The sequence below is a fragment of the Pseudochelatococcus lubricantis genome, from assembly GCF_042432495.1.
Classification (GTDB): domain Bacteria; phylum Pseudomonadota; class Alphaproteobacteria; order Rhizobiales; family Beijerinckiaceae; genus Pseudochelatococcus; species Pseudochelatococcus lubricantis.
Map to the genome: position 1 here is coordinate 1 of NZ_JBHLXC010000020.1, position 26,169 is coordinate 26,169.

The 26,169-nt window shown below is 61.9% G+C and carries 27 protein-coding genes and 1 pseudogene; 15 read left to right on the plus strand and 13 right to left on the minus strand.

Features of this window, described 5'->3' with window-relative positions; genetic code table 11:
* Positions 1–124, plus strand: a pseudogene (locus tag ACFFJ7_RS19020) (IS5/IS1182 family transposase); the annotation flags it as partial.
* Position 125: 1 nt separating this feature from the next.
* On the opposite strand, the gene ACFFJ7_RS19025 reads toward ACFFJ7_RS19020, so the two are convergent.
* The 4 genes from ACFFJ7_RS19025 to ACFFJ7_RS19040 form a co-directional block, all read right to left on the minus strand.
* Positions 126–1,199, minus strand: coding sequence for a helix-turn-helix domain-containing protein (locus ACFFJ7_RS19025; protein WP_036748701.1), 1,074 nt, complete (start codon positions 1,197–1,199; stop codon positions 126–128).
* Positions 1,196–1,786, minus strand: coding sequence for a hypothetical protein (locus ACFFJ7_RS19030; RefSeq protein ID WP_137390490.1), 591 nt, complete (start codon positions 1,784–1,786; stop codon positions 1,196–1,198). The genes ACFFJ7_RS19025 and ACFFJ7_RS19030 overlap by 4 nt, the downstream gene beginning before the upstream one ends.
* Before the next feature lie 144 nt (positions 1,787–1,930).
* Positions 1,931–2,440, minus strand: coding sequence for a GNAT family N-acetyltransferase (locus ACFFJ7_RS19035; protein WP_024846160.1), 510 nt, complete (start codon positions 2,438–2,440; stop codon positions 1,931–1,933).
* A gap of 4 nt (positions 2,441–2,444) precedes the next feature.
* A complete protein-coding gene (locus tag ACFFJ7_RS19040; RefSeq protein ID WP_024846159.1) occupies positions 2,445–2,744 on the minus strand; it encodes a type II toxin-antitoxin system TacA family antitoxin in 300 nt (99 codons plus the stop codon).
* Between the two features lie 302 nt (positions 2,745–3,046).
* Here ACFFJ7_RS19040 and ACFFJ7_RS19045 point away from each other — a divergent pair, with 302 nt between their 5' ends.
* Together ACFFJ7_RS19045 and ACFFJ7_RS19050 are read left to right on the plus strand one after the other, a co-directional pair.
* On the plus strand, positions 3,047–3,238 hold the full coding sequence (locus tag ACFFJ7_RS19045) for a hypothetical protein (protein ID WP_024846158.1): 192 nt from the start codon (positions 3,047–3,049) through the stop codon (positions 3,236–3,238).
* Positions 3,239–3,257: 19 nt separating this feature from the next.
* Entirely contained in the window at positions 3,258–4,970 is a 1,713-nt protein-coding gene (locus ACFFJ7_RS19050; RefSeq protein ID WP_377594488.1) for a recombinase family protein, read from the plus strand.
* On the opposite strand, the gene ACFFJ7_RS19055 is transcribed toward ACFFJ7_RS19050, so the two are convergent.
* The 5 genes from ACFFJ7_RS19055 to ACFFJ7_RS19075 all read right to left on the minus strand — a co-directional run bounded on the left by ACFFJ7_RS19055 (position 4,854) and on the right by ACFFJ7_RS19075 (position 7,663).
* Positions 4,854–6,512 (minus strand): recombinase family protein, encoded by a 1,659-nt coding sequence (locus tag ACFFJ7_RS19055; protein WP_377594490.1) that lies wholly within the window; start codon positions 6,510–6,512, stop codon positions 4,854–4,856. The genes ACFFJ7_RS19050 and ACFFJ7_RS19055 overlap by 117 nt on opposite strands.
* Positions 6,513–6,547: 35 nt before the next feature.
* On the minus strand, positions 6,548–6,913 hold the full coding sequence (locus ACFFJ7_RS19060; RefSeq protein WP_377594492.1) for a type II toxin-antitoxin system VapC family toxin: 366 nt from the start codon (positions 6,911–6,913) through the stop codon (positions 6,548–6,550).
* The gene (locus ACFFJ7_RS19065; protein WP_377594494.1) at positions 6,907–7,122 is read right to left on the minus strand and encodes a ribbon-helix-helix protein, CopG family; all 216 of its coding nucleotides are present in this window, start codon (positions 7,120–7,122) and stop codon (positions 6,907–6,909) included. The genes ACFFJ7_RS19060 and ACFFJ7_RS19065 overlap by 7 nt, the downstream gene beginning before the upstream one ends.
* 102 nt (positions 7,123–7,224) lie before the next feature.
* Positions 7,225–7,458, minus strand: coding sequence for a hypothetical protein (locus ACFFJ7_RS19070; RefSeq protein ID WP_377594496.1), 234 nt, complete (start codon positions 7,456–7,458; stop codon positions 7,225–7,227).
* Positions 7,448–7,663, minus strand: coding sequence for a helix-turn-helix transcriptional regulator (locus ACFFJ7_RS19075; RefSeq protein ID WP_377594498.1), 216 nt, complete (start codon positions 7,661–7,663; stop codon positions 7,448–7,450). Before ACFFJ7_RS19075 ends, ACFFJ7_RS19070 begins: the two co-directional genes overlap by 11 nt.
* 467 nt (positions 7,664–8,130) lie before the next feature.
* Between ACFFJ7_RS19075 and ACFFJ7_RS19080 the strand changes: the two genes are divergently transcribed.
* Genes ACFFJ7_RS19080 through ACFFJ7_RS19090 form a run of 3 tightly spaced genes read left to right on the plus strand, consistent with a single transcriptional unit; the run spans position 8,131 to position 10,142 of the window.
* Entirely contained in the window at positions 8,131–8,385 is a 255-nt protein-coding gene (locus tag ACFFJ7_RS19080; RefSeq protein WP_377594500.1) for a hypothetical protein, read from the plus strand.
* A 45-nt stretch (positions 8,386–8,430) separates the two neighbouring features.
* Positions 8,431–9,477 carry a GmrSD restriction endonuclease domain-containing protein gene (locus tag ACFFJ7_RS19085; RefSeq protein WP_377594502.1) on the plus strand — a complete coding sequence of 349 codons (1,047 nt, stop codon included), beginning with the start codon at positions 8,431–8,433 and terminating at the stop codon, positions 9,475–9,477.
* Positions 9,474–10,142, plus strand: coding sequence for a HEPN domain-containing protein (locus ACFFJ7_RS19090; RefSeq protein ID WP_377594504.1), 669 nt, complete (start codon positions 9,474–9,476; stop codon positions 10,140–10,142). Before ACFFJ7_RS19085 ends, ACFFJ7_RS19090 begins: the two co-directional genes overlap by 4 nt.
* Before the next feature lie 104 nt (positions 10,143–10,246).
* On the opposite strand, the gene ACFFJ7_RS19095 is transcribed toward ACFFJ7_RS19090, so the two are convergent.
* Positions 10,247–12,688, minus strand: a complete 2,442-nt coding sequence (locus tag ACFFJ7_RS19095) for a hypothetical protein (RefSeq protein WP_377594505.1) — start codon at positions 12,686–12,688, stop codon at positions 10,247–10,249.
* A gap of 480 nt (positions 12,689–13,168) precedes the next feature.
* Positions 13,169–16,150 carry a Ti-type conjugative transfer relaxase TraA gene (traA, locus tag ACFFJ7_RS19100; protein ID WP_377594506.1) on the minus strand — a complete coding sequence of 994 codons (2,982 nt, stop codon included), beginning with the start codon at positions 16,148–16,150 and terminating at the stop codon, positions 13,169–13,171.
* 181 nt (positions 16,151–16,331) lie between these two features.
* Between traA and ACFFJ7_RS19105 the strand changes: the two genes are divergently transcribed.
* Both ACFFJ7_RS19105 and ACFFJ7_RS19110 read left to right on the plus strand, forming a co-directional pair.
* Positions 16,332–16,658, plus strand: a complete 327-nt coding sequence (locus tag ACFFJ7_RS19105; RefSeq protein ID WP_377594507.1) for a conjugal transfer protein TraD — start codon at positions 16,332–16,334, stop codon at positions 16,656–16,658.
* Position 16,659: 1 nt separating this feature from the next.
* Complete coding sequence (locus ACFFJ7_RS19110) at positions 16,660–16,926, plus strand: conjugal transfer protein TraD (protein ID WP_377594508.1); 267 nt, start codon at positions 16,660–16,662, stop codon at positions 16,924–16,926.
* Positions 16,927–17,014: 88 nt separating this feature from the next.
* On the opposite strand, the gene ACFFJ7_RS19115 is transcribed toward ACFFJ7_RS19110, so the two are convergent.
* The gene (locus tag ACFFJ7_RS19115) at positions 17,015–17,488 is read right to left on the minus strand and encodes a L,D-transpeptidase (RefSeq protein WP_377594509.1); all 474 of its coding nucleotides are present in this window, start codon (positions 17,486–17,488) and stop codon (positions 17,015–17,017) included.
* Positions 17,489–17,852: 364 nt separating this feature from the next.
* Between ACFFJ7_RS19115 and ACFFJ7_RS19120 the strand changes: the two genes are divergently transcribed.
* Both ACFFJ7_RS19120 and ACFFJ7_RS19125 read left to right on the plus strand, forming a co-directional pair.
* Positions 17,853–18,515, plus strand: coding sequence for a response regulator (locus tag ACFFJ7_RS19120; protein WP_377594510.1), 663 nt, complete (start codon positions 17,853–17,855; stop codon positions 18,513–18,515).
* Positions 18,515–19,855: an ATP-binding protein gene (locus ACFFJ7_RS19125; RefSeq protein WP_377594511.1), complete on the plus strand. Its 1,341-nt coding sequence runs from the start codon at positions 18,515–18,517 to the stop codon at positions 19,853–19,855. The genes ACFFJ7_RS19120 and ACFFJ7_RS19125 overlap by 1 nt, the downstream gene beginning before the upstream one ends.
* A gap of 91 nt (positions 19,856–19,946) precedes the next feature.
* Here ACFFJ7_RS19125 and ACFFJ7_RS19130 read toward each other — a convergent pair whose 3' ends face one another.
* Positions 19,947–20,603 (minus strand): L,D-transpeptidase, encoded by a 657-nt coding sequence (locus tag ACFFJ7_RS19130; RefSeq protein WP_377594522.1) that lies wholly within the window; start codon positions 20,601–20,603, stop codon positions 19,947–19,949.
* A gap of 172 nt (positions 20,604–20,775) precedes the next feature.
* Between ACFFJ7_RS19130 and ACFFJ7_RS19135 the strand changes: the two genes are divergently transcribed.
* From ACFFJ7_RS19135 to ACFFJ7_RS19155, 5 genes are all read left to right on the plus strand, one after another.
* Positions 20,776–21,318, plus strand: a complete 543-nt coding sequence (locus ACFFJ7_RS19135) for a thioredoxin family protein (protein ID WP_377594512.1) — start codon at positions 20,776–20,778, stop codon at positions 21,316–21,318.
* 125 nt (positions 21,319–21,443) lie between these two features.
* Complete coding sequence (locus tag ACFFJ7_RS19140; protein WP_377594514.1) at positions 21,444–22,115, plus strand: DsbA family protein; 672 nt, start codon at positions 21,444–21,446, stop codon at positions 22,113–22,115.
* A gap of 38 nt (positions 22,116–22,153) precedes the next feature.
* On the plus strand, positions 22,154–23,971 hold the full coding sequence (gene dsbD, locus ACFFJ7_RS19145) for a protein-disulfide reductase DsbD (protein ID WP_377594516.1): 1,818 nt from the start codon (positions 22,154–22,156) through the stop codon (positions 23,969–23,971).
* A 1-nt stretch (position 23,972) separates the two neighbouring features.
* The gene (locus tag ACFFJ7_RS19150; protein WP_377594518.1) at positions 23,973–24,794 is read left to right on the plus strand and encodes a prolipoprotein diacylglyceryl transferase family protein; all 822 of its coding nucleotides are present in this window, start codon (positions 23,973–23,975) and stop codon (positions 24,792–24,794) included.
* 280 nt (positions 24,795–25,074) lie between these two features.
* On the plus strand, positions 25,075–26,013 hold the full coding sequence (locus ACFFJ7_RS19155) for a LysR family transcriptional regulator (RefSeq protein ID WP_377594520.1): 939 nt from the start codon (positions 25,075–25,077) through the stop codon (positions 26,011–26,013).
* Positions 26,014–26,169: the final 156 nt, after the last annotated feature.

Here is a 26,169-nt window from a genome sequence, read left to right on the forward strand (position 1 = left end):
GTGCTTCAACAAGCTCAAGAATGCCCGTCGCGTCGCCACCCGCTACGACAAGACCGCCGAAAGCTTCCCGGGCTTCATCGACATCACGTCGATCCGCCTCTGGCTCCGCCATTTGTCAACATGACCTATTTCACAAGGCGAAGGTGTGGAGAGCTTGATGGTAGCGGATGCAATGCCCGCACATCTTCTTCACTCGAACGAAGCGCCTCGGCGAGGTCGGATAAACCATATCCAAGATCTTCGAGATGTAGTCGCACGATCTCCGGCAATACCGTCGGCATCTCAACCCTGAGGTCGAGTTCAGGCGGCTCGGCGCGGCGATAACCCATCGCGCTCATCTGCCGCCACAGGTACTGGCTCTGGTTCTCGGTAATGGCTCCAATTGCATTTGCCCGGTAGAGCAGTGCTGCCATGGACACGCGCCAAACCGGTTTCAGCGCAGCGAGTTGCTGTATCGAGAGACGTCGACCAGAGAGGTGGGGGCGAATATCGCGCGCGGGCATAAGCAGCGCTGACGCAAAATCGTTGGCCTCGTTCTCCATTTGCGGAGATGGGACCTGATGCATCACAACATGGCCGAGTTCGTGTGCCAAACTGAACCGCTGGCGATCCGCAGGCATATTCCGGTTCAGGAAAATGCATGGCGGCATGTCTGGTATCTGAACGGTAAAACCATCAACCTTGAGGGCGGCAAAGTCACAATGGACGACGATGCATCCTGCTCGCTCCACCCACGCCACCAGATCGCGGATCGGTCCAGATGGTACGAGCCACGTTCGCCTTATTAGATCGGCAATTCGTTCCGGGTCGCCGCCGTATTCGTCAACATCGAGGCGGGGAAGCGAAAGCTCAGGTTCAAGTTCGGCAGCATCGAGTAGCCGGCGAATGTGCAAAATCCTGATGTTCAGTTCGGCTTCAAGACGCTCGATTGCTTTCTGTCCGACGCTCGCGCGTTTCCTGTATTGGACGCTCATCGGCAAACCGATAACCCTGTCGTTCTGAAAGAAGAAATCTATAGGGAAGCGCAGAGCTGCACTGACGTTGGTCAGCACATCATCAGTCGGACCGATCAGTCCGTTCTCGAGCTTTGATAGATTGGCCTGAGAAACCCCCGAGCGCTTGGACAGTTCGGTTTGACTCCATCCTCGCGCCTGCCGCGCTATTCGCAGCAGATCCTGATTGAATTCGGCTGACATCATTCTTGCCGCTTCTTGCGGTCGTCCGAAGCGCCCTTGAGTTTAACGATCTTCGCGGCGGGCCGCTCGGGTTGCGGCTCGGACATCGGCAACGGCACCACCGCTTCGCTCGCATCCAGCAGGCTGTATTCCCAGGCGACCGAATCACCATTGCGAGCAACGACGCATACGTCTTCGACCTGCGTTTCGAGCCTGTTCAGCTTGTAGACGACCTCGACACGCTGCACTTCCGGCAGACCGAAGAGGTCCTGTTCATGATCATGGAAAGCGAGCGCAAGCTGCGTAGCAACATTCGAGGTGCGGCCCGTCGCGTCGGCTTTCTTGAACCGAAACAGGACCTCGTTCCGAACGAGGAACTTCATCGTCTCATTGCCATCGATCACGTGGACAGCATCGTGGCCCATCAACGTGGTTTGAGCCCGGTCGATTATCTGTTCCCAGACGAAGTTGGCGCGACTGCGTTTGCATCGCCATATGCCAACGAAGCCGCTTGCCAGCCAATCGTCCCATGCGTGAAGGACGGCTGAGACGATGTGGTCGCGGATTTCGTCCAGTATAGGACGCACTGTGGTTTGGCTGGGAATTGACAAGCTCGAGCCTCGCTATTTTCGTTTAGAATACCGAGGGGATTTTACGAAATCAAGGTCAAATTATTCACGTGACCATTTAGGAGGGGCGACCAGGCAGTTCGGCCTAACTCGGAAACTGATGAGACAGGGCAAACGGAGGCACAATCATCTACCGCCCTCACCGAGCGAGGCCGCGATGTCGCTGATCGAGCGAAGCAGGACCAGGGGATCATCCCTGGACGGCTCAAAGCCGCGCCGCCTCCAGAACTCGGCCGCCTCCCCGTCGACGGCGTTGACCATCAAGGCCCGCCCACCGATCAGCGACGCGGCCTGAACACAGCGCTGGAGGGCGTGCTTCACAAGGCCGGTGCCAATACCCAACCCTGCCCATGCTGTGTCGGTTGCGAGCTGGCCGAGCAGCATACAGGGGACCGGGTTGGGCGGCTGGCCTGTCCGAATCGAACGCGGCAAAACCGAAGGCACCACACCGGTGGGCGCGAGGCCGTAGAAGCCGACCACGCGCCCAGCCTCATGCACGACGAGAACGGCGGTGAAGCCCTTCTGCTGATTGGAGAGGGCGCGCGTCTTCAGCCAGTGGTCAAGCGTAGGCTTGCCACAGGCGAACTCGGACACATCGTGTTCGGCGGAGAGCGGTTCAGGACCCGAAAGCAGCAAGAGCTTACCGCTTCGCCACGTAGCCGGGCTCCCATGGCGCGGGCCGCTTCAGGACTTCCACCATCTCCGGAACCGGAGCGGCCGGACGCGCCAGCACATCCATGAACTCGGCAAAGCCATCCGGGCTCATCCGGATCAGCCCCTGCTCCATGACGACTTCCTCGGCCGCGCGCACGGCGGCGTCGCGCACGAAATCGGTGCGCGAGCGGCCGCGCAGGCTCGCTGCGCGATCAATCATTGCGACATCCGCCTCGGGCAGGCGCATCGAGATCGGGTATTCCTTGCGTTCGGCGGTCGTGGCCATGGCGAATCTCCTTGGTCGGCATATCGCGACTTGTATCGCGACTTACAATACGATAAGGTTGCCCCAACAGTCAATGACCTCATGAGGAGAGGCGACGAGGCCAATGATGACCGGGCCAGCGAGAGATTCCGATAGGTTATTTTGCTACGCCATGGCTCGCCAGGACACGCTGGACTACGCGATAGCACGCTCACCCGCGCCAATTGCCGCCGAATATTCGCCTTCAATTTCCGTTGCTTATGCTTCCCTCGCGGCGAATGCTGCAAGTTATGACCTTGCGAGCCCCAGGAAATCCGGCAAAGATGACAGGAGGAGAGCGCGAAGCGCTGCTCGAATCCTTGCTGCTGGACGAGCCGGAGCTGACGTTTACGCCACGCGGCAATCCCGACCCACGCCTTCTGCGTCTGGTCGGCATCCTGGCGAGGCAGGCGGCGCAGGAGTGCTATGCAGAGGAAGTGAAGATGTCACGGCAAAGGAGGAAGCGCTCCTCCTGATACGGATGGGAGCCAAGTTTTGAAAGTCGCGATCTACGCCCGCTATTCTTCCGACAATCAACGCGACGCTTCCATCGCCGACCAGTTCCGCATGTGCCGCCTCCATGCAGAGAAGCAGGGTTGGCATATCGTCGAGGAGTATTCCGACCACGCGATCTCCGGCGCGTCGCTGATCCGCCCGGGCATCCAGGCGCTCATGGCCGACGCTATGGGTGGCCGCTTTGACCTGATCCTCGCCGAGGCGATGGACCGCCTCTCGCGCGACCAGGAAGACATCGCGGGCATCTTCAAGCGCATGTCCTATGCGGACGTGAAGATGTTCACCCTGTCGGAAGGCGAGGTGACGCACCTGCATGTCGGGCTCAAGGGCACGATGAACGCGCTGTTCCTGAAGGATCTGGCCGACAAGACCCGCCGCGGACAACGCGGCCGGGTCGAGGCAGGCAAATCGGGCGGCGGAAACGCCTATGGCTACGATGTGGTCAAAAAGCTCGATGCGAACGGCGAACCGATCCGCGGCGATCGCACCATCAACGAATTCCAGGCCGAAGTCGTGCGCCGCATCTTCCGCGACTATGCCGCCGGCAAATCGGCCAAGACCATCGCCTTCGCCCTGAACAAGGAAGGCATTCCCGCTCCGTCAGGCGGCGACTGGGGGTTCAGCACGATCAACGGCAATCCGAAGCGCGGCAACGGCATCCTCAACAATGAGATGTATATCGGCAAGATCGTCTGGAACCGCCAGCGCTTCGTCAAGGATCCGAACACCGGCAAGCGGCAGGCCCGCCCCAACCCTGAAGAGGAATGGGTCATCCAGGTGGCGCCGGAGTTGCGCATCCTCGATGACGATCTCTGGAATGCGGTGAAGGCGCGGCAGGAGAAGAACAAGATCGCGCGGAAGGAAAACGGCGAGGCCGATCTCTCCCGGATCAATACCCGCCGCCGCCCCAAATACCTCTTCTCGGGACTGACCAAATGTTCCTGCTGTGGTGGGGGCTATTCCGCGATCTCGGCGACGCTGATCGGATGCTCGACGGCGCGTAACAAGGGGACCTGCGACAACCGGATCAACATCCGCCGCGACGAGCTTGAATCGCGTGTGCTGAACGCACTGCGTACCAAACTCGTCGATCCGGAGCTCTTCGCCCATTTCTGCGAGGTCTTCACGCAGGAGATGAACCGCCTGCGCATGGAAGGCCGTGCGGGTATCGCATCGGCTGAGGCCGAACTGGCCAAGGTCAACCGAGAACTAGAGAAGATCCTCGATCTGTATCTGAGCGACGCCCTTTCTGTCGACATGGTGAAAGAGCGTAGCAAGAAGCTCGAAGCCCGAAAGATAGAACTGGAACAGTTCCTGGCCGAAGCCGACGAGCCGCCACCGCTGCTCCACCCGAGCATGGCCCTGCAATACCGCAAGCGGGTCCAACAGCTCTACGACGCCCTGCAGGACGAAGACGAGGGGAAGCGGATCGAGGCGGCCGACACGCTGCGCTCGCTCGTGGATCAGATCGTGCTAACCCCGGTCGACGGCAAGGTGGAGATCGACGTTCAAGGCGATCTCGCTGGAATCCTTATGATTTCCGCACAAACGAAAAACCCCGCCTCGGGGGCGGGGTCATCGCAAGTAAAGATGGTTGCGGGGGCCTGCGGCCACTGGCGTCATAAGTCCTGTTCGCCCCTGTTCGGGCTGGGCTGCGGCGATACCGAGGATGCCCATCAACTCGCCGCGTAGCTCGGCATGGACCTCGCCCCGCTTCTCGCCGGGCGTGACGATGATCTCGCCGATGAGGGAACGCAGCACATTGGCGGCTTCACGGCCGCCCTCGGGATCGTTCAGGGCCTCAGCGAAGCGCGCGACATTGCGGCTGTAGTTCGCGGCGACGTTCGGATGAACGTCCGGCATATCGGTAGGGGCTTCCGACATGCGGGCGGCGATCTCGGCCTTTTGGCGTTCCAGCTCGTCCATCCGCGCCTTCATCGACGGCTGGTACATGCCGTCCTCGATGGCGGCGATGATCCCGGCAATGGCGCGCTCGATCTTTGCCAGCGCCCGGCGGTCGATCTCGTGCTGCGCCCGGCGCTGCTGGTTCAGCCGGTTGGTTTCCTCGACATAGGCGCGAACCGCTTCCTTCACGGCCTCGGCCGAGACCAGCCGCTCCTGCAATCCGGTCAGCACCCGCGCCTCCAGCTTTTCGCGCAGGATGGTGCGGTTGTTGGTGCAGGTGCCGCGCCGGTGATGGTTCAGGCAGCCCAGCCGGTCGGACAGGATGATGCCGATCTTTCCGCCACAGCATCCGCAGGTCATGAGGCCAGAAAGCAACGAGACGGGCCGGTTCGCCAGATGCAGCCGCTTCATGCGGCCTTCGCGGGTGTTGGCCGGGTTCGGGCCGAAGATTTCGGCAATCTGCTTCTGACGCTCCCGCACCGCGTTCCAGAGCGGATCATCCACGATCCGCAGATGGGGAACTTCGGTCCTGATCCATACGGTTTCGGGGTTCGGGCGCGAGACGCGCTTGCCGGTGGACGGGTCTTTGACGAAGCGCAGCCGGTTCCAGACCAGAACGCCCGCATAGAGCTCGTTGTTGACGATCCCGGTGCCGCGATTTCGGTGACCCCGGATGCTGGTGTCGCCCCATGCGCGACCAAGCGGGCCGGGGATGCCGTCGCGATTCAGATCGACGGCTATGGCCTTGGGGCTTTTGCCGGAGGCAAACTCGCGGAAGATGCGGCGGATGGTGTCAGCTTCTTCGGGGATGATCTCGCGGTCGCCCCGGATCGGCTCGCCGTTGCCGTCCAGCTTCTTCAGCACCTTGTAGCCATAGCAAAGCCCGCCGCCCGCCTTGCCCTTCTCCACCCTGCCCCGCAGCCCGCGATGGGTCTTCATGGCAAGGTCTTTCAGGAACAGCGCGTTCATCGTGCCTTTCAGGCCGACATGCAGTTCGGTGATCTCGCCCTCGGCCAGCGTGACGATAGTCACGCCCGCGAATTTCAGATGCTTGAACAGAGTCGCCACATCCGCCTGATCGCGGCTGATCCGGTCCAGCGCCTCGGCCAGCAGAATGTTGAACTCGCCATGCTGCGCGTCACGCATCAGGCGCTGGATGCCCGGACGCAGGATCGTGCTGGCCCCGGAGATTGCCGCATCCTCGTAGGAACCGACAATCTGCCACCGCTCCCGCCCCGCATGTTCCCGGCAAAGCCGGAACTGGTCCTCGATGGACGCCTCGTTCTGCTTGTCATCAGAATAGCGGGCATAAAGGGCGGCGCGGGTCATGGCAGCTTCCTATGGTTCATGTGCGCGGATTTCCCTTACAGGGTATAGGGTTCGCGCACCCCCGGATCACCGGGCGGAAAGTCCTTTGTATTGCGGGTGACGAGCAGGCGACCGGCGGTCTGCGCCGTGGCCCAGATCACCGCATCGGGTAGCTTGATGCGATGCGCGCGCCGCAACTCCACCGCGCGGCTGGCGATCTCGTCGTCCAGCGCGACGACCTCGAAGCCCTCGAGGAAAAGCCGGGTCGGCTCGACCAGATCGGCGCTGGCCCCGACCATCACCTCCATCCAGGTGATGATGCTGATGGCGCGGCTCTCGAAACGCCCGATCTCTTCGCGCGCCTGCGGAATACCGTTCAGGTGGTCGATCAGGATATTGGTGTCGAACAGCGCACCTACCATTCGCTGCGCACCTTTTCCTGATAGGTCAGACCATCGACCTTGCCTTCGCCCCAGAGGCCGAAACCGTCTTCGACCTGAACGCGGTGGTGGCGGTCGAGATAGTCGTCTATCGCAGCCCGGATCAGTGAAGCACGGGACTGCCGCACCCGCTTCGCAAGATGGTCGAGGGCTTCGATCTGGGCATCGTTCATATCGACAAGGGCTCGCATCGCATCCTCCATTGATATGTAATGTGCATATCATATTCTTCGGCGCGATGGAAGGGGAAAGGCGATCCCGATATGCTATGCAATCGAACAGAGGACGGCCGTTCATTCTCCGTCAACCTCACCTCCTGTTGTCGGCGGTGCATTGTCGTTGGCGGCGCGCATGGCCCTTTCGTAGTCCTCTCGCGCCATACGCCTGCCGATCAGCCGGGCGATGGTCAGCACCACCGCATCCAGCCATTCGGACGCATCGGCCTCGTTCCCGGCACCCTGCCCACCGGGCGGGCGGTTGTCATTGGCCGGTCTCTCTCTGCCCGGCCTGTTGCCATCATCGCCCATGACCGGCCTCTGCCTCCGGCCGCCACCTGACGGGATCAGCAACCCATCGGTCGATGTCGGATTCCCGCCACCCCGCGCCGTGGGTGCTGATCTTCAGTTGCGGCGGGAACGTGCCTTCGGCGATCTTGCGGTAGATGGTGGACCGGGACAGGCCGGTGCGGTCGCGAACGGTATCAAGGCGGATGATGCGGTCTGGTTGGCGCATGGCTACGCTGCCTCCTACTGGTCGTTTCTGACGATTGCAGAGACCAGACGGAGCAACAATTTGTCTTTGTGCAATAATTATTTAGAGGTCGTAGGGCTATGGAGTGCAATCGGCGGTAAATAGGACGGGTCCGAATCCGACGCTCCGTGCTCACCGAAGGCCGATATGGCGGATAGCGACCCATTGCCGTGCCCAGATTACGGGCTGATTCGCATGAGATGCTCAAAGACCCGTCGGTGGGGGCCGTGGCAGGTCCGCTTTCGCGGGACGGGGCGGCCGTTCGCTGTACCCGCAACCTCGCCGCGCTGACGTGAGACGAGGTTGGAAAGACGGGCGGTAAGCCGACTTTCGGCCGTGCGGCGTGGCACCTGCAGCGAAACTGGGAAACCGGCCGTTCAAACAGCGCGCGGCGAAGCACGCGGATGCTGGCCCCGAGGGGCGGAAACCGGTCAGTCGCTGCGTTTAGCATGAACGGCGCAGATGTGTGGAAAGGCACCACCGCCGCAGCACGCGGCGTGTTATGGCGCTCGCAGATGGGCTACGGAACGAGGATCGACGGCGATCGCTACTTAGTCACCTTGCCGAAGAACATGACCGTCGAAGACGTCCTGATCGACAGACAGCACCCACCCGCCGCGACACACTCCGTCATGCAATCAGGCGCCTCCCCGGATGCGCCTTTGGCTTATCGCGAACTTGCCGCTCAGCACGAATGGAACTAGTGTGACAGCGATCTCAACAATTTTCTTCGCTCACTCAGGTGCCCAATGGATGCAACGAAAATATCTTCCGAACTAAAACAGCAGCGAAGAACAGTTGGGTTTGATACCTACGACATCACCGCGAAGCAACTACTGGATATGGTTGCTGAAGGACAGATAAAGGTGGCACCCGAATACCAGCGGCATTTCGTCTGGAAGTCGGATAGAGAGTCGGCATTGATTGAGTCGGTGTTTCTAGGAATTCCTGTTCCCAGTCTATTCATGGCGACAAATGAGGACTCAAGCTGGGAGTGCATCGACGGTTTGCAGAGGATCACTACGCTTGTTAACTTCGTGAGGCCGCAATTTCGCTCAGGAGTCGAGGATATTTCGACTCACGAGCTAACGATTGGCGGCCTAGAAAAGGTTCCAAGCCTAAATGGAAAGAAATTCTCTGATCTTCCTGAGACGCTAAAGCTCAACTTCCTAACGAGACCCGTGAGGATAACGGTTCTCAATGATCTGAGTGATTACCAAGTCAGATTCGACCTATTTGAGAGGCTGAACACCGGAGGCATAATCCTGCACCAACAGGAAATCCGGAATTGCGTGTTTCAAGGAGAGTTTAACGAATTCATTAAATCGTGCGCCGCCGATGATCGCTTAGAAAAAGTTTTCAAAAAATCAAATCGTGAAGGCCGCGGCAACATGGAGGAGATTGTACTCAAGTTCTTCGCGTATTTCGAGCGCAGGGGCGACTTCAAACACTCCGTAAAAGAATTTCTCAACGCCTATATGGAAGACAAGACGAAGGCGTTCAAAAACAAGAAGACGCTGTCAGAACTGTTCGACAAGACAATGGACGTTTTGTCGAGTGCGCTCCCGGATGGCGTAGTTCGAAGCGAACGAAAGAACACGACGCCGCTTCTATTGTTTGAAGCCGTCTCTGTTGGAGTCGCGGATGTAATAAGCGCAGGGAATCAAGTCAATGAAGATGCCCTTCGGACCGTACTGGACAATGGGGAACTCAAGAAGGCGACCTCGGGCGGCACGAATAGCAACCCCAAATTGTTGCAGAGAATCAAGATTGTTAGAGAGGCCGTTTCTGGATGAGCTTTGCCGACGCCCAGCTAGAGGTGCGCGGCAGGTTCACAGAAGCTCTCCAGGTGATAAATCGGCTGGACCCCGGCGCATCACAAAGTCTCTCCCCCTCAACTGACCCGGACAAGGCGTTGCGTGGTCTACTGCTTGTTGCGATTTACGCAGCGATGGAACGAGGGGTAAATGCCTACGTTGAAGAGGCCTTGGCGGTCGCCACGTCTCATGCTTCGCGTGTCAAAAATTGCATCCCAGAAGTTCAGGCGATTTTTCACTACCCCAGAATTCAGTCGCTTCGCGATTGCTCAAATGATGATTCACTCAGTAAGTCGATTGAGCTATTTTCCATGCTCACTCAGGAGCTTGAGTTCAGCCTTGCACGCAACCCATTTTCGGCGCGCCTTCAGAATGTTGACGGCTCAACGATGGAGCAGTGCTGCCAGCTCCTCGGTGTGCCAAACTTCAGTATTGGCGTAATGGAAAGAGGACGCTTGAATAATCTTCGTGAGCGACGAAATGCGGTGTCTCACGGCCGCGAGTCTTCGGTTCAAGTCGGCGGAAGGTTCTCCTTCGGGGAAATACGAACTATGCACTCTATAGCGGATACAGAAGTCGAGAAATTCGGTTCGGCTTTGAAGGCTTTTTTTGAGCAGAAAGGTTACGAGCTCAGCAGTGTGTAGCATTGTCATGTGTGACGAAATTACGAGGATCGCGGTGTTCTGCACGCTCTCTGCGGCGCTATCGCGTGATCGCGACAACAGCGACGATGCATACGGCGACCCACCTAGTCCCGGACGTCAATCTGTCGACAGTAGCGCATTTCGATCATGTCCTTGTCAGAGAGGTGGAGGTACCCTTTCTGGCTCACTGCGGCGAATTCCAATAACCTCCAAGGGCCGGTCTTTGCCGTGTTGCCCGGGTCGGGCAGGTTTCCCAAACTCCGCTCCATCCCGTCCGGATCAAACAGATCGGCCCCGGTGATCACGATGACGGGCGAGGCAGGGTTTCCATCCGTGCGCGGGCGTGACCATCCCCATCGGCAAAGATCGGCGAGGCGCCCCTTTTCCTCATCCGACAGCTTGCTCTTAAGGCAAGCTGCTACGAGATAGGTTCCGGGCAGCCATTCGGCGAGGCGGCGGAGGCGATCAACGTCGACCTGCTTGAAGGCGTCCTCAGCAAAGCCCTTGCACTCTCCGACCAACAGGTTCGGCCCTGCGAGACGACGCCCGCCAATATCCCGGTCGTGCCATGCAAAGAGGTCTGTCTCGAGCCGCTCGCCGGCCCTCGCCAAATCGTGGGCCGTGGTGAAGGTCATCGCTGGCGACATACCGAAGGCCTCGCGCAGAAAGTTCAGCGTCAGCAGGCAAGTATAGGCCCCACCAGCGAGATTCGGGACGGCGTAGGGGCCGACGACGCGGTATCGCCACGCGGTCCGCGGCGGTAATTGGCCCTGAGGAAAGGAAAAAACGGAGAGGCACCGTTCGCAGGTGACCTGCGAGCCAACTTCGTCGAGGTCATACCAGTTCCACTTCCTGCAGTGTTCGCATTGGGCCGATAGGCCGAGTCGGAGCGCTCCGATATCGACTAAGGGCTGCAGTGTTGCAGGCCGCCCCCAATGCGTGCCGATGGCCCGCAGCATGGGCTGTAGCTGATCGACGGTAGCAGTGCGAAAAGGTACGTCCTCTACCTCGCCGCTCCCGATTTCCCGCCGAGTGTGCGCCATGCGGTCGAACTGGCGCAGGACTCCCTCGTGGCCGATGATGCGGCATCGGTTAAGGCCGCCCAAGGCGGCGAGCATGCTGTTGGCGACCCGCCCGGCGTCGGAGGGCGCGGCGTCGATCCCCTGCGCAGCTAGCCACGCCGTGACGACATCGCGCATGAAGGGCAGACGGATCGAGTGGCCGTCTTCGGCATAGGAGTGGAAGGTGAGCCATCCTTCGCGCGTTGGGCGCTGGTCCATCATTTCGGACGAGGGAGGATAGGCCCGGCTGCGCCGTACCGCAGCGGACGGCATTGCATCCGCCCGATCGTCGTTGAAACCGTAGAACCGGGGGCTGATCGTATTGACCCAGCCGGCGTTAAGACTGCGCGTCTGGCGCAAGTAGGGCGGCGCGATGTGGGGCACCCGCACAGCCCACTGATCATCGAGCCGGACCTCAAACTCCCGACGCTCTGCCGAAAGGGGCGACGGTTTGGGATGGCTGACGAGATTCGGATCTTCGAGCAGCCAGATCTGGTCATACCACGTCTTGATCGCGTAGCTGCCATCGGGAAGGCCGGCTTCCGACAAGTGCAAGACCTCGAGGATTGTCGGGTCGAGCGACCGGCCAAGCTGGATCGTCGTGTGGATCATCATCCCGTTGGCGTTGTTGGGCAACGGTCGGTATTTCCGACGGACTAGGTCGACAATCAGATCGCGCGCCCCTTCGAGCCAATGGACGTTGACCGGCACGACGTCCCGCCGGAACAGGCGCAAGTTCCAGAAGTCGATTATGTCAGGGCCGCTGAGTGGATCGAAGATAAAAATTGTCTCGTCCCACGACCTCTGGAAGAAGCGTTCCGTCCCGTGGAGAGTGACATCGAGCGGGCACATGGCCTCCTGCCGCTCCATGACCGCCCAGGTCTCGACATCTGGTGGCATGGATCGTGCATCGAAAGCGCGTTCATACGCCTCCTTGATCCCCGACAAGTCAGCGCGGCTTGGGAACACTCCGTAGGCTATCTCGAAGAAGGCCTGTCCGACCTCGTCCCCGCCCTCGAAGCGCAGCAGTGTCCGCGGGGTCCGTCGTTCGAACTGGAACTCCTTCCGGTGAAGATAAGCGTAGACGTGGTCCATCGTCACACCGACGTCCCGCATCGTATGCTTGGCTCCCTTGACCTGCTCGAACGCTCCATGCCCTAAATTCGGATGACGCTCGTAACGATCGCCAGCGTTCGGATCGACGCGATCAAGCTGGCCTGCACGGGTCTCAACCAGCAGGTCCGGTTCAAAGTAACTCAGCAGGCCGCGCGTCAGCTCATTCGGGTTGGGATTGGGGCGGTCGGCTTCGCACCAAGCCGGCGGAAGGGTGTCCATAACCGGAATCATCGGACAGGCGATGCCGCCCCATTGGCAGGTCGCGACCCTTGCGACCTCAGAAAGTGCTTGCCTATCGGCTGGATCTACGAGGAAGCCCATCCGAATGGGACGAAGGTTGATCTCGAGACTTGCGGTACTGGTCGCCATTTTCCATTCGCCTTGAGTACGTCAACTGGTCTTGCCTCCCAACAACACTGGTGTTCCCGATCCTCGGGCACCATGGGATCGCCGATGGGCGCGCACGCTCGGCGTGGAGCCGTCGAACCTCTGCCAAATCCGCGGTGCGCTTCCGATCCCTTGTACACGCCCTACGCCTTGCCCTCCATCCATCGTTCGCGCCGCGTTTGGTATCAAACTCTGTGAGCCTGTCCGGCCTGTTTAGGAAGGCTTTCCCGGCAGCGATGGACATATCGGCCGACCGCTCTGTTACGCGCGTTTCGCGCATCGCGTCCTGCAGGCCGGCAACCAAGCGGGAAGCCAGATGCAATTGCCATAGCTGCCCGAGGTTTGCTGCGACGCTCGCCGAAGGGCAGCTCTGGAGCGTGCGGCCATGCAGCATCCCGGACAGCTGAGCGGCAGCAATGGGCCGTACCTTCCGATGCGACACGTCAGTTCCGATACTTGACGTTACAATCCGATACCCCTCCCCCTGCCGAGGCCATGGCTGATAGCAAGGTCACGGCCGAGGCTGTGGCCCGAGTCGATGCTGATGCCAAGTTCACGCTCACGGCCACGAAGCAGAGAGTCCATCTGCGCATCGCGTTCGAGGCTCATCGCCATATTGCCCATCTCTGCCCGTGCAGCCCTGTGGCCGGAATAGTCGCCCGCCGCATACCTGCTTTCGCTGGCCTGCCGCAGTTCCTGAAAGCGTTCGACAAAACGGTCGGCGCGCAGGCCGGGGTTCTTCCGCATCTCGGTTTCCAGTTGCAGGGCACGTCTGGCGGGCGCGGCGCGATCAGGATCGCCAGAGGCGACATCGGCCGCAAATTCGGGATTCGTCTTATAGACTGCCTCGGCATCGTGTGAGCCGTGAGGCCGGAGTTCGTCAAATCCGGCACGGGCGTCATGCAGTTCCTTCACCTGTTCCGGGCTGGCGCTGCCGCCCCGATCCTGCGCCTTGAAGATCGCGTTCACGGCACGGGCATGGCGGACAAAGGCCCGGCCACGGGCACGGCGTAGCGCATATTCCGGGTCTTCCCCGGTCTGCTGCTCCGCTGCCTGTTTCCCGGCCCTTTCCCTTTCGGGCTGCCGCGTGACCTCGGAGCCAGGCACGCCATCGCCGGTCTGGCGCAGACCGACCAGCATGTCATCGACAGCATCGCGCAGCCGTTCCGGCATCAGCCTGCGCATGATCTGGGCGACGCGGGCTCGGAACGTGATGCCGCGCCGCTCGGCATAGTCCTGCGCCGGGTCGATCTGCTCGTAGTCGGACGCCATGTCCTTTGCCCGATCACGCGACAGGGTGTTGATGAGCTTGTCCTGATTGGCGAAGTCGTCGCGGCCATAATGCAGGTCCATGCCATCGCGGTGGCGTGACAGGGCGACATAACTGCCATGGGCGTCCATTCCCGGCGTCGCCAGAACATGGGTGCGGTCCACGGTCATGCCCTGCGCCTTGTGGATGGTCGCGGTATAGCCGTGGTCGATGCGGTCGTAATCCTTGAGGTCGAAGGCGATGGACCGGCCATCGTCAGTCTGCACGGTCATGCTCGTGACGCTCACCTGCTCGATGGTGCCGAGCGTGCCGTTCTTCACGCCAAGCCCGCGCTCGTTTTGCAGGAACATGACGCGATCCCCGGCGGCGAAGTTCCGTTCGCCGCGCTCCACCGTCACACGCACGTCCTCGCCCAGATCACCCGCCTCCCGCATTTTTCCGCGTGCCGCCTCGTTGAGTTCCCGCACCTCGGCGTTGGTGTGGGTGAGGATGATGCGGCTCTTATCCGGCGTTGCCTGCCGCTCACGATCCCAGCGCTCGATCAGATCGCCGCGCGCTTGTTCACGTGTTTCGGCGGAGTGCACCATGTCATGCGCGTCATAGGCGCTGATCGCATCGCCGGTTCTGCCGGTCGCCAGATCGCGGGTGGCGTCCCGCTGCCAGTCCTCGCGCTGGCGGCGCACTTCATGGATTTCCACGCAGCCATGACGCTCATGAATCGAGCGGAACGCCGCACCTGCTTCGATGGATTGCAACTGCTGCGGATCGCCGACCAGCACAACTTTTGCGCCAGCTTCCGCCGCGTGGGTCAGCACGCGCTCCATCTGCCGCGTGCCGACCATACCCGCCTCGTCGATGACAAGCACATCGCGACTGGTGAGCATGTCGCGCCCGTTCTGCCAGCCATGTTCCATGCTGGCGATGGTGCGCGAGGCTATGCCCGATCCGCTTTCCAGATTTTCGGCGGCGATGCCGGACAGCGCAACGCCCCGGACCTCAAAACCTGCTGCCTCCCAAGCCTCGCGGGCAACGCCGAGCATGGCGCTCTTTCCCGTCCCGGCATAGCCGACGACAACGCCAAGATCGCGCCCGTCCGTCACATGCGCCAGCGCGTGGGCCTGCTCGCCGGAAAGAACAAGGCCGCGTTCTTCCGCGCGGGCGAGTGCGGCCTCTCTGTCACGGTCGCTGACCTCGTGCAATTCCTTCTCGGCCATCACCTCGGCGGCGCGATGCAGGCCCTGTTCCGCCTCGATCATATCGCGGGTGGTGAACCGATCCTCGCCGCGTCCGTCCTGCCCGAGCTGGACCAGATCGGGCGCACCGCGCATCGCGCCCATCACCTCGTTGAACTGGTCGATGCCGTCGCTGTGCCGATGCGCAAACATCGCCATGTCGCGGCGCGTGAAGGTCGATTGCTGCTGGGTGATCGCGTCCAGCGCAACGGAAGGATCGGCGATGATCCGTGCGCCGTTGTTCCGCGCAATCTCGCGGTGCGTGTCCGCACGGTCTGCGGCCTCGATCCCTTCGCCTTCGATCCTTTGGGCTGGTGCGCCGATCTGGCTTTGCGGCTCAAGGTTGATGCCCTGCGCCTCAAGGCTGCGATGGTCGATCCGCGCGTCGATGTCGAGTTCGAAAAGCCGCTCGTTAACATGCTCGGCCCAGTGTTCGCGCCAATGCTCGACCATTTCCGTGCGGTTCCAGTCCCGCACCTTCGGGCCGAAACCGTTCTCGTCCACGCTGCGCATGGTCAGCATGACATGAGCATGGGGTTTGGGGCTGCCGTCCTCGGCAAAATCCCAATGCACATTGAGGTCGGCGATCATGCCCTGATCGACAAATTCGGCCTGCGCGAAATCGCGGGCAAGCTCGATGCCCTGCGCCTCGCTCATCTCGCGGGGAATGGCAAACTCCACCTCGCGCGCAAGCTGGGCGTCCTTGCGCACCTCGAACGCCTCGACATCGTTCCAGAGCCGTTCGCGGTCGCTCCATTGCTCGGGCGCACCATCCGGCAACAGCACCTCGGAATGAACGACGCCGCGCTTGGCGGAAAAGTCCTGAACGCGGTCGATGCGCTCGTCGCGCAGGCGCGAGCCTGAGCGGTAGGCGGCAGAGGCCACCGCGCTGCTTCCGGCCTTGCGGCCGATGACCTTGACGTGAAGATGATAGATCGCCATCGCGATCAAGAAATGGCACGGCGAAGCGCACGTCGGAACGACGTATAAGCGCGCCCTCCCTCGAAAAAATCTCAGGATGGACCGGGCCGTGCCAGACCGTCTCGGCAACAGTACTGCGTTTCGTCGCCTGAGCAACTATCCTCACCGCATCAATGATTTTCGACCGGGAAAGGACATGATAATGCGGAAACCGAGAGACTACGATGAGGAACTGAAGGCGCTTGAGGACAAGGCGCGGGAACTGAAAGCCCGCAAGGTGCAGCAACTCGGCGAACTGGTCATCGCCACCGGGGCCGATGCGCTCACCGCCGACGAACTGGCCGGTGCGCTGGTCGTACTGGCGGAAACCACCGATGCCGGAAAGAGGGAGGCATGGGCCAAGCGCGGGGCCGCGTTCTTTCGTAGCAAATCGCGGCGATCTGCTCCAGCGTCTGACCGCGACGCTGGCGGCGCTCCGACGCAACCGGGCGGCGCGCAACCGGCATCAGGCGGCGCGGGCGCGGCGTGACATGCGCACTTGGCAGGTCGAGCGCCGCAAGCGAACGCGGCATCTGATTGAACTCGGTGGCCTCGTCGTCAAGGCGGGCATCGTGAACCTGACCAATGACGACCGCGCCATGATCTACGGGGCAATGATCTGGATGGCAGATAAGCTCAAGAGCGAGGACGGCGACCATGCGCGCGATACATGGACGAAACTCGGAAAGATGGCGTTCGAGATGGAGCGTCCGGCAGACCCGAACGACAGAGTGCAGCCGCAGCCGAATTGGGCGTGACCGATGGCGGGCGGCGCGGAGACCCCACATATTGCAGCGCCGCCCGCCATCGCGCGGCAACGCCGCGCAAACTCGCTCGAAATCTTTCCTACTTCACTACGATCTTGGCGCCGGGCTGCACGCGGTCGTGAAGGTCGATGATATCCTGATTAAGGAGGCGGATGCAGCCGGCCGAGACGGCTCGCCCGATGGAGGATGGATCGTTCGTGCCGTGGACACGGTAGTAGGTGTCGACGCCGTTCTGATGCATGTAGAGCGCACGCGCTCCCATCGGGTTGCCGGGACCACCGTCGACCCCGTCTGCATAGCGGGCATACTGGCCGGGACTGCGCTCGATCATGCTGGGCGTCGGAATCCAGCGCGGCCATGCAGCCTTCCTGGCTATTTCCGCCTCCCCGCCGGGGAAGGCGCGCGCGATCGGGCCGACGCCGACCGCGTAGCGAACCGCCCGGCCTCCTGGCAGCACGAAGTAGAGATAACGGGCCGTTTGATCGACGACGATCGTTCCGGGCGCTTCGTTCGTTGGGTAATCCACGACCTGGCGCACATGCTCAGGGTTCATCCGAGCCTTATCGACCCCCGCGATTGCGAACTCGCCGTCCTGGGTCGCGGCGTACATTGCTTCGGGTGGCTCCATCACCGGGCGAAAGGCCATGAGGGAGCGCGGTTGCGCCGGCGCCGGGGCGAACTGCGGTGCAGCGACCGCCGAAACCCGCTCGGCTTGTGTCGTCGAGCAGGCAGAAAGAGCGAAGGCGGAGGCGAGCGTGATCGAAACGGCGCATGTTGAACGTAATGTCGGCAAGCAAGCCCCCGGATAGATGGTCGATACCGAAGCTCGCTTCGATCTCGTTCCTTAAGGCTGCCTTAAGCCTTCAGTATAATGGCGTGGTCGATATAATGGCGTGGTCGATTTGCGGGTGAGGTCCATGCGGGTTCTGATTGTTGAGGACGATGCCGTCCTGCGGGACGGCCTGAGGGTGGGGCTCGCGATCGGCGGCTTCAACGCCGATGCCGTGGAAAGCTGCGAGGAGGCCGAAGCCGTCCTGAAGAACCACGAGTTCGACGCGATGGTCCTCGACCTGATGCTGCCCGACGGCTCCGGCCTCGACGTGCTGAAGACCTTGCGGGAGCGCCGGGACACGACGCCGGTGCTCCTCCTGACCGCACGCGACAGGGTTGCCGACCGCATTCTCGGCCTTGATGCGGGAGCGGACGACTACCTTGGCAAGCCCTTCGATCTCGACGAGGTAGCGGCGCGGCTGCGCGCGCTCGTGCGGCGCGCGGCGGGACGGCCGAGCCCGGCACTCGTATGGCGCGGTCTTCGTCTCGATCCGGCTACGCAACAGGTCGAGCGGGATGGCGAACCCGTCCGCGTCTCGCGGCGCGAGTACGCGGTGCTGCATGCGCTCATGATTCATCCCGGCCAGATACTGTCGAGAAGCCAGATCGAGGAGAAGCTCTACGGCTGGCAGGAAGAGGTGGAGAGCAACGCTGTCGAGGTCCATATCCACCATCTGCGAGCCAAGCTCGGTTCCGGAATGATCCAGACGGTGCGCGGCATCGGCTATCGCCTCGGGGAGGAGCCGTAATGCCATCGATCTCCAAGCGGCTCTTTCTTATCCTCGCACTGACTACCGGGCTCGTCTGGCTATCGGCCGTGGTCTGGATTTTCCTGTCGACGCGCGCTGAGGTCGAAAGGGTTCTCGACGCGCGTCTGATGGAAGCCGGCCGCATGGTCTCCTCGCTGATCGTCAGTCAGGAAATCCAGGTCGATCCGACACAAACGATCACCCCCGATCTGCCCGTACGCCCTCACAGCGACTATGATCGCCAGCTTTCCTGCCAGATCTGGTCGCTGCAAGGCACGCTCATCGGTCGGTCGGATGGCGCTCCCGACGAAGAACTCTCCGAACATGCGGACGGATTTTCCGAGACGGTGATCGACGGCGAGCGCTGGCGCGTCTACGCCGTCGCCAACGCCGATCTCGGCGTGCGTGTGCTGGTCGGGGACAATCTGAGAATCCGCGACGGCCTCGTCAACGACGTCATCCGCGGCCTCCTTCTTCCGGCCATGCTCATCCTGCCGATCCTCGCATTGATGATCTGGCTCAGCGTGAGGCGCGGCCTGGAACCGCTGCGCAAGATCGCAGGCAACCTTGAAGCGCGGCACGCCTCCGACCTGCGTCCGATCGAGGACGTGGAGACCGCGAAGGAGATCGTGCCGGTCCTGCAATCGCTGAACGGACTGTTCGCGCGTGTGGACGGCCTTCGCGAACGCGAACGCAACTTCACCGCCTTCGCGGCCCATGAGCTGCGCACGCCGCTCGCGGGGTTGAAGACGCAGGCGCAGGTCGCTCTCGCCAGCGGCGACGGCGCGATCCGTGAACAGGCGTTGCGTCAGATCGTGGTCGGCGTCGATCGAACCGGCCGGCTGGTCCGGCAGTTGCTCGACATGTCGGCGGTCGAGACGCTCGATCAGGCCGAGCGAAAGGGGGGCGCCCGACCAGGGGCGATCCTTCGAGCCCTGGCGGAGGAACTTGCCGATGCGGTCAAGAACGTGAGGGTCGAGGTGTCGTCCGATCTGGACGGCATCGAACTGGAAATCAAGCCGGAACTGTTCAGGCTCGCTGCCCGGAACCTCATCGAGAACGCGGTGAACCATTCGCCGCCCGGCGGCGTCGTGCGGTGCCGCGTCGCCAGCTCTTCCGAAGAAGGCCGCATCGTCATCGAGGATGACGGACCCGGCATCCCTGACGAAGAATTGCCCAGAGTGACGGAGCGCTTTTTCCGCGGGCGCAACAAGGCGCCGGTGGGCAGCGGCCTTGGGCTGGCGATTGTTGAGCTGGCGCTCGGAAGAAGCGGATGGCGGCTTCGGCTTCAGAACCGCGATCAGGGAGGATTGCAAGCGATGATGACGAACGCTGCTTGACGGTGTCGCGTTGCCGGCAGATTCCTGTCCTGCAAGGCTGCGACAGGGAGCGGTCATGCTATGATTGTGCTCCCTGCTGCGGAAAGCGAGACTATGCCACCAGCAAATGCTCCATAGCCGGATCGGCTATCACGATCAGAGTGCTCCCTTCGCGGACGTTCTCGGCAAGGTGGATGACGTCCTGATTGATCATCCGGATGCAACCGGACGAGACGGCCTGACCGATCGTCCAGAACTCCGGATTTCCGTGGATACGATAGATCGTGTCCCGATTTCCCTCATGGATGTATAGAGCACGCGCTCCGAGCGGATTTTCGAGACCGGGGTCCATACCGCCATTGGCGATCGAATAGGGCTCGAGTTCCGGTTGGCGCGCGACCATCTCGTTGGGAGGATTCCAGCGTGGCCATTCGCGCTTGTAGGCGATGTGCCGGCCTCGGCCGGCCCAGGAGAACCCGTCCCTGCCGACGCCGACGCCGTATCGGTCTGCGCGACCGTTGCCCCTGACGTGATAGAGATAGCGATTCGGCGTGTCGACGATGACGGTGCCGACCCGCTCATCGGTCGGATAGTCGACTTCCGTGCGCCACCATTTCGGGTCGACCTTCGACACGTCGACTTCAGGGATCGGAAAGCGCTCGTAGGGCATCGCATAGTACATCGGGGGCGTCGGCGGCGGGAGCGGCGGGGCGACCGGCTGTGCGATTTGCGGGGTTTGCGTCGTGGAAACACAACCGGCGAGGGTCATCGCACCGGCGCCGAGCAGGAAAGCGCGTCGCGCGATTGCAGGTGTCTGAAGCTTACTCACGTTTCATGCGCTCTCTAAAGTGAGATCAGGAAAGCCCAAGCGCACAATGCTCACCTTAAGTCTACCTTAAGGACACGCGGCTTCGTGACCCGCCTCAACAAAGGTCGCCCGAATGCCATTACACTTCTTTCTTCGAACCGGGTCGCGCGAGGAGTTCGGCACAACACCGAACGATGCCGGCGAGCAACGGAGCGCAGAGCTGCCCGCACGTCGCGCGCTGTTGCTCGGCGGGCTGCTCGCACCGGCACTCCTGCTCGCTTTACCGGTCTCGATGCCGAGGGCAGCACCCGCGGGGATGGTCTCCGATGTTGCATCGTACCAAAAGGCGCTGGCGCAAGTCGCAAGAGCGCATCGCTTTGCGCTGATCGACATCCGGGCGGACTGGTGCGCGGAGTGTCATCGGATCGAACGCGAAATCCTGGCGCACCCGAGCGTCCGCGAGCATCTGGAGAAGGTGCCGCTGGTGAAGGTCGACGTCACTGCGATGGACGAGGGGAACCGACAGCTTCTTTCGCATCTGAGAGCCAGCGGTCCGCCAACATTCTTCGTGGTCGATGCCGCGACCGGCCAGGAATACGCGCAGACGCGATCGGTCGGTTCGTTCCGCCGCAACGACCTCATCCGCCGGCTCCGGCCGTTCTCCCAGGCGTCGTGAGGAGATCGCAGCAGCCGCGACGATAGAAGCGCCATCCAGACAGCGTCGCTACAATGAAAACGCCTTAAGCCAGCCTTAAGCTCCGAAGAGTGCGCTCCTGCCAATCCATTCGTAAGGAGGCAAGGATGCGCTATCGTCAACATATCGAATTTTCGTCGGCCGCACATGGCCTCATAGGCGGCACGTCAGTTTCTCGCCGCGTCGTCATCGCGGGGCTGACAGCATTGGTGGCCACGGGATTCGCAACCCGCGTTCGTGCCGACGATATGTCGTCGGAAATGATCCTCAACGATCCGGACGCCCCTGTCGGTGGCAATCCGCAGGGCGACGTAACGATCGTGTCGTTCTTCGACTACAACTGCCCGTTCTGCAAAAGCACCGTCCAACCGTTGAACGCGGTTCTTTCATCCGACGGGAACATTCGCCACGTCTACAAGGACTGGCCAATCCTCACGCAATCTTCGGTATTCGGGGCCAAGCTCGCGCTCGCTGCGAAATTCTCGAACCGTTACGAGGATGCCTATGGCGCGCTGATGGCGATCGATGGTCACCGCGTGCCGGAAGAGAGGATGCGCGAGGCTCTGGCGGGCGCCGGCTTCGACATGGCGCAACTCGCAGGCGAAGCCAATCGCCGCGATGCCGAGATCACGACGCTCCTCCAGCGCAACAATGCGCAGGCGGAAGGGCTCGGACTGCGCGGCACACCGGTCTTCCTGATCGGCCAGTTCCTCGTTGCGGCAGCGCTCGACGAGGACGGGTTCCGCCAGGTCGTCAAGGATGCACGCGAAGCTGCCTGACGCACCGTTGCCGCCAGCATTGCAAACCGAGTGACTTCATGCCCCGGATAACCGTCAACCGCCTCCTCGCAAGCCTGTTCCTCGTCTTCTGGTCCGTTGCTGCCTCCGCGCAGCAGGGCAATCTGCTTCAGGCGGAGGAAGCGTTTCGCCTTTCCGTCGAACGCGGCGCGGACAACGGCGTGATCCTGCGGTGGCAGATCGAGGAGGGCTACTACCTCTATCGCGACCATCTCGAAGCGACGGACGCGGACAGCGGGGATGCGGTTTCGCTTCAGGCCGAGCCGGGCGTCATGGAGAGCGAGGACGCCAATTTCGGGCCATCGGAGGTCTACTATCAGGAAGCGGTTGCGCGGCTCGATTCGAGCGCGCCCGGTCAGGTCGCCGTCATCTATCAGGGCTGCAAGAAGGACTCGATTTGCTACCCGCCGATGAAGGTGACGCTCGACACGACGAGCCTTCAGCTTTCCGAGCCCACGATCGGATTCGGCGTGACGGCGCCACCGGCCGCACCATCCGACACGAGCGGGACGGGCAGCTTTGCCTTGGCCGAGGATACGCTGGGGGGCGGTATGATCGGTTCGCTGCTGGCCAGCGGCGGCGCATTATGGGTCATCGCCAGTTTCCTTGCCTTCGGCTTGCTGCTGGCGTTCACGCCCTGCGTGCTGCCCATGTATCCGATCCTCAGCGCGACGCTGGCGCGCGAGGGCGAGGCACTAACGGCGCGACGCAGCTTCGTCCTGTCCTCGACCTATGTGTTGGCGATGGCCGCCGCTTTCGGCATGCTCGGCGTCGTCGCCGCGTGGTCGGGCCAGAACCTTCAGATGGTGTTGCAGTCGCCATACGCGATCGGCGCGGTGGCTCTGCTCTTCGTCGTTCTCGCAACCTCGATGTTTGGTCTCTTCGAACTCCAACTGCCGACGGGGTGGGTCAGCCGCATGGCCGGTGTTCAGGCCGGCAAGCGTGGCTCGATCTGTAGCGCGGCCGGCATGGGCTTCCTGTCCGCCTTGATCGTCGGCCCCTGCGTCACAGCCCCGCTCGCCGCCGCGCTTCTCTACATTGCACAGACCGGAGATGCGACGCTCGGCGCGGCCGCACTCTTTGCGCTCGGGCTCGGCCAAGGCATTCCGCTGATCGTCTTCGGGACGATGGGCAGTCGCGCGCTGCCGCGCGCAGGCGCCTGGATGGTGCAGGTCAAATATGCATTCGGTTTCGTCTTCCTCGGGGCCGCGATCTGGATGGCCTCACGTATCCTTCCGCCACAGGCGACGCTGGCATTGTGGGCCACTCTCCTCCTGACGGCCGCCGTCTTCGTCGGCGTTGCCGATCGGCTGACGGCCGATGCGACGGCCGGTCCGCGCTTCCGCAAGGCGGCGGGATTGGCCCTCTCGCTCGGCGGTATGATCCTCGCCGTCGGCGCGGCGTCTGGCGGAACCGATCCGCTTCGCCCGCTCGCCCATTTTGGGATGGACGGGGCCAGCACGCGACCGTCGGTCGCTGAGACTGCGTTCATCACGGTGCGTTCGACGCAGGAGGTCGAGCAGGCGCTGGCCTCGGCGAACGGCCGCCCCACCTTCGTCTACTTCACGGCCGACTGGTGCGTGATCTGCAAGACGATCGAGCGCGACATCTTCCCGGCGGCCGAGATCGTCGCCGGGCTCGATGGCTTTCAGCGCGTCAAGGTGGACCTGACGACGTTCGATCAGGCCGGCCAAGCCTTGCTGCGCGATATGGCCGTCGTCGGGCCTCCGACGATGATCTTTTTCGACAGCAATGCGAAGGAGCCCAGCGGAACGCGCCTGATCGGCGACGTCACCACCGAGACGCTTCAGGCGTCGATCGCAGCGGCGAGGCGGTGACATGAACGCTATTGCTATCGGCCCCTTCGTCTTTGCCCCCGACCGCTTCGCGGCGATCCTCGCCATCGCAGTCTTCCTGCTCCTGAGCGAAATCCTCGCCCGTAAGGTGGACCAGCGCTTCTCGTCATGGGCGTGGGGCGCAAGCATCGCGTTCATCGTCGGGGCGCGCATCGGGCACGTCGCTCAGCACGCCGCGAGCTTCGCAGCCGAGCCGTTGCGCGTCTTCTATATCTGGCAGGGCGGGTTCTTGATCGCGGGCGGTGTAGCGTTGGCCGTCGCCTATACGCTCTTCCGATTCCGGCGCGCACTCCGCCTGACCTTCTGGACCGCGCTTCCTGGTGCGGCAGCGGCCTATGTCGCCTTTTTCGTGCTTCAGCTAACCGCTGGAACACCAGCAAAGCCCCTTCCCACGGGCGACACGTTCCGGACATTGGCTGGTGAGCCCTTCCGGCCCGCCGATCTCGAAGGTGAGCCGCTGGTCATCAATCTGTGGGCGACATGGTGCCCGCCCTGCCGGCGCGAGATGCCGATGATGGCGGACGTTGCGGTCAACACCGATGATGCCCGGCTCGTCTTCGTCAATCAGGGAGAAGGTGCGGAGATCATCCAGCGCTATCTGATGGCGGAAAATCTCGTACTCGATCACGTGGTGCTCGACGGGCTCGGCGAGTTCGGTCGCCACTACGAGGTACCGGGTCTGCCCGCGACATTCTTCATCGGAAGCGATGGAACGCTCCAGTCAGTGCATTTGGGAGAGATTTCCCGTGAAGGGCTACTGGAGGGCATCAACAGGATACGACCCGAAGAACGATGCCCAGCGTGAGTGAACGGAAGGACTGAGCAGGTCGTAGACGGCCAGTAGCGCGATGGGAAGATGATGAACGAAGGGACCAAGCGACGGCGACTATCGATATCCCAACCAAACTGGCCGAGCAACGCTCTCAGGATGGATCGTACGAGCGTCAGCCGTAGAGCTCGTGATTTCAAGGTCGAACTCGGCGTCGCACCGTTTGAGCTCATCGCGGCCTTTGCTCTTCAAGCCGGCGCCAGTGCCGAATGACGGGGAACGGGTAGCTATGCGAAGGCGGCGACATTCAGCACCGATGATCGACCGTCAACGACGAGTGCAGAGTCCGTTGGGATCGCGCATTCCCCTCGCCTCGCTCATCCAAACCCTTGCCGTAGCCGAATATCTGAACTTTCGCCATGCAGCGGACGCAATGGGTGTCAGTCAGTCGAGCGTCAGCGCCCGCGTCAAGACTTTGGAAGAAGACCTCGGCATCCTCCTCTTCGAGCGGCATGCGCGCGGCGTGCGACTGACGGAGGCCGGACGACATTTTGTCGAACGGGTGGCAGCCGGCATCGATCAACTCGACCATGCAGTCAGGACCGCCGGCATGGTGGCGCGGGGAGAGCACGGCCGACTGCGCATCGGTGTCCATGCCCTGATTCCCGGCGGTTTCCTCGTGAACCTGCTCAACCGATATCGTGAGGAATACTCCGGCGTCGAGACGGAGCTTGTCGAGGAATCGGCCCGCAAGGCGTTGATGCAGGTGCGCAGCGGAGAGCTTGACGCGGCATTCGTCATGGGCACACCTGAACCGCCTGATTGCCATTCCCGGCGGCTATGGACCGAACCGCTTCTGGTCGCGCTGCCGAAGCGACATCGACTTGTGGGGCGGTCGGCAGTTACATGGACTGAGCTGGCGGAGGAGACATTCCTTGTCCGCCGTGGAGGCACAGGGCCACAGGTTCATGACCATATCGTTCTGCGACTGACCGGACGCGGCCTTACGCCTTCGATCCAGCGCTTCGATGTCGGGCGCAGTGCCTTGCTGTCGATGGTCGGACAGAGCTTCGGCATTACCATCGTCGGCGCGGCCGCATCGGTTTTGCCTACGGCAGGCGTTGTATTCGCGTCCATAAGTGACGAGCCGGAACCGTTGACCTTCTCCGTCGTCTGGTCGCCGTATAATCAGAGCCAGACGCTTCGCCATCTGCTGGACCTGGCGACCCGGATGGGCCGCGCGGCAAAGCCTTGATGGTGGCAGACCTTGCGCGCACAGAAACGCCAGAACCCCGCTGTTGCGGGGTTTTCACACTTCGATTTCTAGGGAGTTATGACAGAAGTGGTTGCGGGGGCAGGATTTGAACCTGCGGCCTTCAGGTTATGAGCCTGACGAGCTACCGGGCTGCTC